The 7,619-nt window shown below is 33.7% G+C and carries 5 protein-coding genes; all 5 read right to left on the bottom strand.

The annotated features are described in order from the left end of the window. Positions 1 to 136 precede the first annotated feature (136 nt). The gene (locus DFR79_RS11895) at positions 137 to 1,681 is read right to left on the bottom strand and encodes an ABC transporter substrate-binding protein (RefSeq protein ID WP_133515702.1); all 1,545 of its coding nucleotides are present in this window, start codon (positions 1,679 to 1,681) and stop codon (positions 137 to 139) included. Positions 1,682 to 1,790: 109 nt separating this feature from the next. Beyond that, a complete protein-coding gene (locus tag DFR79_RS11890) occupies positions 1,791 to 2,807 on the bottom strand; it encodes a LacI family DNA-binding transcriptional regulator (RefSeq protein ID WP_133515701.1) in 1,017 nt (338 codons plus the stop codon). A gap of 327 nt (positions 2,808 to 3,134) precedes the next feature. After that, positions 3,135 to 5,309 carry an HD domain-containing phosphohydrolase gene (locus tag DFR79_RS11885; RefSeq protein WP_133515700.1) on the bottom strand — a complete coding sequence of 725 codons (2,175 nt, stop codon included), beginning with the start codon at positions 5,307 to 5,309 and terminating at the stop codon, positions 3,135 to 3,137. 36 nt (positions 5,310 to 5,345) lie between these two features. Then, the gene (locus DFR79_RS11880; protein WP_133515699.1) at positions 5,346 to 6,686 is read right to left on the bottom strand and encodes a GGDEF domain-containing protein; all 1,341 of its coding nucleotides are present in this window, start codon (positions 6,684 to 6,686) and stop codon (positions 5,346 to 5,348) included. A gap of 165 nt (positions 6,687 to 6,851) precedes the next feature. After that, positions 6,852 to 7,520, bottom strand: coding sequence for an HAD family hydrolase (locus tag DFR79_RS11875; RefSeq protein WP_133515698.1), 669 nt, complete (start codon positions 7,518 to 7,520; stop codon positions 6,852 to 6,854). Positions 7,521 to 7,619: the final 99 nt, after the last annotated feature.

Here is a 7,619-nt window from a genome sequence, read left to right as displayed (position 1 = left end):
CATTTTGAATATTTTTATTATAATTAAAATTAGTGGTGATCTATTACTATTTACTTACATTTTATGGTAACTATCATATTTTATTTGACGTTATCAATTATAGGACTCCCAGTTGGGAGCCCTATAATAAAAGATACTAATCAATCCATACGTTCCAGAATTTAGGCCAGATTAAGGAAGTTTGACCAAAGCCTTTAACATTAGGACTTGTTATATCATAGGTATAAGTGTCTCCAGTTTTAGCAATTGGAACATGAGTATAGATCTGTTCCTGCAGTTCTGACCAAATTTCGGTTCTTTCTTCTTGATCCATAGTTTTAGTAAATTGACCTACTAATTCTCGTTTTTCTGGGGTATCCCACCAACCAGGATAGGTTGGACTTAAGAAAGTGTAGAGAATTGGATCCGGAACAAATCCGTGCCAGGTATAGAAAAAGTCCCAGACTTCTGGATCATTTCTTCTGGTAGCTACTGTTGCCCAATCATAGATCTGCAGATCAATATTAAATCCGGCTTCTGATAACTGCTGAGCTATAACAACACAGCTGTCATACATTGTTTGATAAGAGGTTGTAGTCATAAATCTGATTCTTTCATTATTATAACCTGCCTCTTCTGCAAGTTTTTTAGCTAATTCTGGATCACCCTGACTGTACTTATCAATACCTGCTTCTGAATACCAGATAGTACCTTCTGGCATAATAGAACCATTTTGATCCCAGAGATCTGGATGTCCATGAGCAGCCTGAAGTACTGGTTTCATATCAAGAGCAGCCAAAACAGCCTGTCTAAGTTTAGTGTTAGTCATCAAACCCTGTTTCTGATTGAAAAACAACTCGCCAAATTGAGCACCCTGATTAACTAAAACTTCAACTCTTTCATTTTCTTTTAAGCTCTCATACATGTCTCCCTGCATTCTCTGTGCATAATCATAATCTCCAGCTTTGACTCCATTGACCCTTGTGCCAGTTTCTGGTACAGGGATAAATTTCAATTCATCAAGGTAGGATATTCTCTGACCGGCAAAACCATCTGACTCTTCTTCTCTCATTGCATAATTATCATATCTAGTTAAAGAAATATAGCGTCCCGTATTCCACTCATTAAATTGGTAAGGTCCTGTACCAATATATTCTTCTGGTTTAATTGGTTGTTCATTTGCATTTTCCATAATTTCTTTAGGCAAAATTACAGGACCACCGTTGATAAAGGCCAGCATTGATTTCCAGGGTGAAAAAGCTTCGGAGAAATGTAAATTCACCGAATATTTTCCGTTTGCTTCTACTTTATCAATGTATTCAAATAGAACTGGTCCCCGAACACCAAATTCTCCCCATCTTTCCAGAGATGCAACTACATCTTCAGAAGTCATTTCTTTTCCATTGTGGAAAGTAACTCCTTCTCGTAAATTAATCGTAACCAGCTTGCCATCATTACTCACTTCCGAATCCTTAGCTAACATTGGTACAGGAGCATATTCTGAGTTAAATGTATAAAGACCTTCAAAAATATGCTGAGCAATAATTGTAGCCAGGTCAGAAGTAATAACCTGCTGGTCTAAAGAAGGTGGTGTATCAATCATAGCAAAACGAAGAGTGCCACCTTTTTCCTGGGCCATCACCATAGAACTTCCAATCAATAAAAGGGCCAAGAACAATATCAGAGTTACATTTTTACGCATTTTATACCTCCCATGCTATTAGAAACCACAGTCAACAAATAGAATCTTTGTCCCCCCTTTTTTGAAAAATTTTATTGAAATAAATCAAAGAAAAAATTTAAATTTTAATTTAGATACTACAAGTCGATTCTCTACTAATTAATTTTGGGGTGAATATCTGCTGTTCTTTAAATTCATCTTTTTCATTTTCAATTAAACTAACCAGCAGATTAATCGCAGCCCTTCCCATTTCTCTTCTAGGTTGAGAGATTGTAGTCAAACTGGGAGTAGAATATCTACTTTGAATAATATTATCAAAACCAATTAATGAAATATCCTCTGGAATTCTAACTCCCAGCTCATAAGCAGCCTTTAGAGCCCCTAAAGCCATCTGATCTTCAGCCGCAAAAACTGCTGTTGGAAGTTCTCTGTTTCCTAATAATTTTTTCATATTCTGATAACCACTGTGATAAGAATAATTCCCTTCCAGAATATAATCCTCTCTTAACTCAATAGAGTTTTCAGTTATAGCTTTTTTATAGCCCATTAATCGCTGTTGAGAATCTTTTCGATTTTCATAATCAGGGCCTGTAATAATGGCAATTTTTTGATGCCCCAGTTCAATTAAATGTTCAGCCGCTAAATATCCTCCCCTAAAATCATCAATATTGATGCTGGGAATATCATTAAAATAATGGGCTATTAACACTATAGGTACATTAAGTTTTTTTAACTTATTAAAAATCCTATTCTTCTTAATCAGCTTTTTTGTGCCGCCAATTAAAATTCCTTCAATAGAACTCTGGTAAAGCAGGTTATTAATAATTTCTTCAAAAGATTTATTATTAAGCATCGATAAAATCAAATTATAATTTTTTTCTCGGGAACTTTTTTCAATACTATTTACTATATCGCTAAAATAAGGATCTAGATAATCAAGTATCAAACCCAGATTATAAGACTTTTTAGTAGAAAGTGATCGGGCATTAATATTAGGTCTATAATTTAGTTCAGCTGCTATTTCTAAAACCTTATTTTTGGTATCATCTTTAATTGGAATAACAGAGTCTTTATTATTGATTACCCGTGAAACTGTAGTAATTGAAACACCTGCTTTTTTAGCTATGTCTTTTAAAGTTGCTGCCATTTGAAAAACCCTCTCTATATTATTAATATTCTGAATATTAATAATATTGTTATCAAAACAAATTTTAACTTAAACCTTAACAGTTAACGTTTTCATTTTTTTATTACCTATTATATATATTAGACACGACATTAATAAATCCTTTATTTTTTTAATATTTTTTATATTTTAAATATTTGGATTCAATTATTAATCACTTTTAAACTATTTATATAGCTGCATAAATAAATGCTCCCTCAAGAAGAAAATTTAATCTCTCACTTTCTTCATTCCTTTGGGAGCATTTTAATAAAATTGATTACTATTATTTATCGCAAGTGAAGCTGCTTAAACCCTAACTTTTTTCTTTTCATGAACAATTGAATACAGAAAATCCTTACTGCCAAAATTAATCGGCTGGGAGTAGACTTCAACTTCCATTAACTCACCTCTTTTAGTCTGATGGATAAAATTAAAGTGCTTTTTGTTTTTCCTTCTGGCCGACTTCATCTCTTCTTTTAATTCCTTTTCAGTTAGAACATTGATCTCAGAAATTTTCATCGACTTCAGCCTTTCTTTCGACCAGCCGTAAAAATTAACAGCAGCAGGATTGGCGTCAATAATCTTGCCGGAATCGGGATCAATAATCAGCATCACCGTACTTTCATTTTCAAAAAGCGCTTCATAGCGTCCTTTATAATTTTCATATTTACTTTTAGCAGCCTCCAGTTCACTGATATCCCTGTAAATTACATAATACTCAACTTCATCTCCCTTTAAATTAAGTGAAAAAGCCTGAACTTCAACATCAATTCTTTTCCCGTCCTTTTTCTTCCTGTATGTTTGGGCATTTACCTCCTGCTTAGCAATCAAATGATTGATGTTTGTCTGAACTTCATCCAGTTTTTCAGCTGGAATTAGAACATCTCTTATCTTTCTTCCCAGAATTTCACTTTCCTTAAATCCAAAAAGTTTTACAAAATATTCATTGACTTTTTTTATCTTGAAATTTTGATCCAAAATTACTATTCCTTCATTTGATTTTTTAAATAGGGATTCAAAATACTGACTTTTATCTAATTTGAATTCTTCACTTTCTAAAGCCTCAAATTTAGCCCGAACATCACTTTTAATGTCAAGCTCTTTTGTTTCCATCACCCTTAAAAAAGCTTCTGCAGCCCGGGGTGAAAACTGAGTGCCTTTATTTTCTCTAATTTCTTTTAAGGCTTCTTCTTTAGACAGTGAATTTCTGTAAGACCGATCAGAAGTCATTGCATCCCAGGCATCTGCGACAGCAATTATTTGAGAAACCAGCGGAATCTGATCAGCTTTTAAACCCTCCGGATAGCCTCTGCCGTCCCACCTTTCATGATGATAAAGCACAATATGTTCTAAAGTCTCAGAATTCGAAAGAGCCTTACTGCTCCAGCCTGGATGTTTTTTTATTAATTCATATTCATAATCCTCAAGCTTAGACTTTTTATTTAGAATCTGAACCGGCACCAGCAGTTTCCCAATATCATGCACCATCCCTGCCCAGTAAGAATCAAGCGCCTTTTCCTCAGAAAGTCCAAGCTCTTCAGCAATCAGCAGGGATAAATTAGCAACATTTTCTGAGTGGCCTTTAGTATAGACATCGTACATTTCTAAAATTTTAATAATTGAAGAAATCAGCTCTTTAGTAAATTTACCCTGCAGCTTATCAAATCTTTTATAGGCGAAAAATGAAGAAGCAAGTGTTGAAAATGATTCCAAAATATTAACAGTGCCCTCATTAAAAGTTTTATCACTCTCGGCAGCAACATCTAAAGAAATCCGGCCAACCACCTTGTTTTTTATTTTAATATCAACAAACATTGACTCCTTTACTTTTTTTACAGCCTGCATAAATTTAACTTTTTCCGCTTCCGGCAGCTGATCTACAGCAATCGAAAAATCTCTGGAAAAATTTACGCCATCACTGTTAAAATCAAGCAGGTATTGATCACTAATCTGAATATCCTTAAGTATTTCTATTTGATGTCCAACAGAATCTATAAATTTACACTGCTGGTCCTCAATTAGATATATTTTGCCATAATCGGCTTCCGGTACTATTTCTATTAAATTGAGCAGGAGATCTGATAAAAAATCTTCTTCGTCAAGCTTTGTCTTCTCGTTTAAACTGGAAACAGAATTGATCATTTTGATAAAACGCTGATTAAGCTCCTCCAGCCTGTTTAGAGACTGATCAAGCTCTTGATTAACAGTTTTTATCTCCTGATTATATTTTTTTAATTTGAAATTATTATCCTTCAGCTTAATTTTTTGACTTCTTAGATTGTCTAGATACTTTTTAAATAAAAAGTAAAAAATGAGGGCAGTAGAAATTACATAGAAAATCCCCTTATAAGTCTGCAGCTGATTAACCTGACTGGAATCAGCAACAAAAAGCAGCAATATTTTATCTGAAAAATATATCCAGCTCAGACCAATTATTAAATATATCAGTATAACCTTAATTTCCTCTTTTAATTTATGCATCTTCAGCACCCCAAATTAGTCTTTTTAAATAAAGATTTACTCTCCATTTCTGCAGACACAATTTCTTCCCTCATCTTTTGCCCTGTATAAAGCCTGATCCACTCTTTTGATTAGAGATTCTTTGGCATTTTGACCTGCTTTGAATTCAGCTACTCCAAAACTGCAGCTTAAATTATTGTCGTGCTCACAGTTATAGCTGTCAATTGCTCTATTAAGTCTTTCAGCCAGCATTTCCGCCTCCTGCAGTTCAGTTTCCGGACAGATCAGCATAAATTCGTCTCCACCATAGCGTGCTAAAATATCATGTTTTCTAATTTTTTCCCTGACTATAGAAACAATCTTCTTTAAAATTTCATCCCCAACATGATGCCCAAAATTATCATTAAATTCCTTAAAGTAATCAATGTCAATCATGATTAGCGATAGAGAATTATTATATCTTTTGGCTCTGTCTATTTCTCTATTTAGCTCCTGGTTAAATTTAGAACGGTTATAAATGCCCAGCATTTCATCGGTTTCTGCCTCTTTAGTTTTTTCCTCAAGCTCTTTCCTTAAACTCTCAACGATTTTTACTGATGCCTTATGTAAAAATTTAATTACAATCAGAGAAATAATTAAGACTGCAGCCAGTACAGTCAGCATAATTCTATAGGATATATTGCTGATTTTATCATAAATTAAGGCTGAGGTAGTTTCCGCCTTTAAGTAATAATCTGTACCCAACAATCTTCTTCTTTCTACTAAATCATCATTTTCAATTTCACTTTCTGCTTGATCAGAACTGCTTAAAATAGTATAATTAATATCTTCTGAATTTAAATGATTGAGCTCCAACAGAGTACCTCTTAAATCATAAATGAGATAATCACTGCCCAATTTATTTCCCTGCTCATCCTTAATAGGTGACTTTAAAATTATGTATTTTTGATCCTCATTAATTTTTAATAAACTATCCTGTTTTTGACTAAATTTAAGATTATCAATAACCTCTAAATATCCCCCTCCATAATGGGCAACCACTTTATGATCTATAAACCTGTAAGCTGCAAGAATATTTTTAAGTACTGAAGCTTCATCTTCATATTTAGCCTGGATATATCTCTGCAGCTGTGAAAAAGATATCTCCCCTCTTATATACCTACCTAATTCATTTTTGATCATTGTCCTGCGTGATAAAGATTCTGCAGCTATTAAAGCTCTGCTTAAATGATTTTCAAGTTCCATCTCAGCAATTGAGACTAAATTCCTAAAGTTTTCATGTATCGAATCTTCCAGCTCATTTTTCAGCGGTATAAATACACCAAAATATGACAGAAGTATAACTATTATAATAATTACTGCAAAAATATTTTTTAGTTCATTGAAAAGTCTGTTCATGCAAGATTCCTCAATTCCAGCTTATAATTTAAGTTAAGTCCAACTATAAATCAGCTTAAACTTATTAGTAAAAATTATCATTCTACTATTTTAATTCAACAATAACTTTTTTATACCTCTTTTTATAATCTCAGCCAAAGAAAAACTCCTGCTAAAGCCTAGGTCTTAAAAAGATTTAAGTTTATTACCTTTTTCCAGCTCAGATTTCAGCTCCTTTAAGCTCTTTAACTTTTTATAAATCAGCTCCTCCACTTCTGGTGCCTGCTCGACTAAATCAGGGATTAAAATCACCCTAATACCTGCCTGAGCTGCTGCCTTTATCCCGTGAACTGAATCTTCAAGAACCAGAGCCTCATCTCGACTGACCCCCAGCGCTTTTATCCCCTTAAGAAAAATTTCCGGATTCGGCTTACTTTTTTCCACCTCATCTCCACCAATTAAATAATCAAATTCATCCTTTAAACCGGCGGATTCTAAGTAAAATTCGATCCTATCTCTGTGGCTGGAAGAAGCGACAGCAGTTAAATACTCATTTTCTTTTAAATAAGCAATTATTTCTCTCAGCCCCTCTTTTACAGGAACTCCTTTTTGTTCTACATATTCTTTGAGCAGCTCATTTTTTTCTTCTCTCATCTTAAGATAAGGAAAGTCCTGCCCATAATCCTCTTTAAATGCTTCTTTGGTGGCTTCTAAATCCAGGCCGACCATCCGGTCAAAAAAATCATCTTCAAAATTATAGCCCTTTTTTTGAGCAAGCTGCTGCCAGAGCTCTTTAGACAGCCTTTCTGTATCAAACATTAAGCCATCCATATCAAAAATTACTGCTTTGATCACTGTAATCAGTCCTTTTTAGATATTTTTATGATATTTTCTTGTACATTTTTATTATAACATAAAGTTTTAAATGTTAAACTGTTCATTTACATGAAGCTG

This window comes from Halanaerobium saccharolyticum (assembly GCF_004362045.1).
Taxonomy (GTDB): domain Bacteria; phylum Bacillota; class Halanaerobiia; order Halanaerobiales; family Halanaerobiaceae; genus Halanaerobium; species Halanaerobium saccharolyticum_C.
Note: the sequence above shows the minus strand (reverse complement) of the source record. Positions and strands in the feature narration are given on the sequence as shown.

Bases quoted from the DNA above. Each gene is read 5' to 3' on its own strand.
- DFR79_RS11895 (WP_133515702.1), bottom strand. From the start codon at position 1,681: ATGCGTAAAAATGTAACTCTGATATTGTTCTTGGCCCTTTTATTGATT.
- DFR79_RS11890 (WP_133515701.1), bottom strand. From the start codon at position 2,807: ATGGCAGCAACTTTAAAAGACATAGCTAAAAAAGCAGGTGTTTCAATT.
- DFR79_RS11885 (WP_133515700.1), bottom strand. From the start codon at position 5,309: ATGCATAAATTAAAAGAGGAAATTAAGGTTATACTGATATATTTAATA.
- DFR79_RS11880 (WP_133515699.1), bottom strand. From the start codon at position 6,686: ATGAACAGACTTTTCAATGAACTAAAAAATATTTTTGCAGTAATTATT.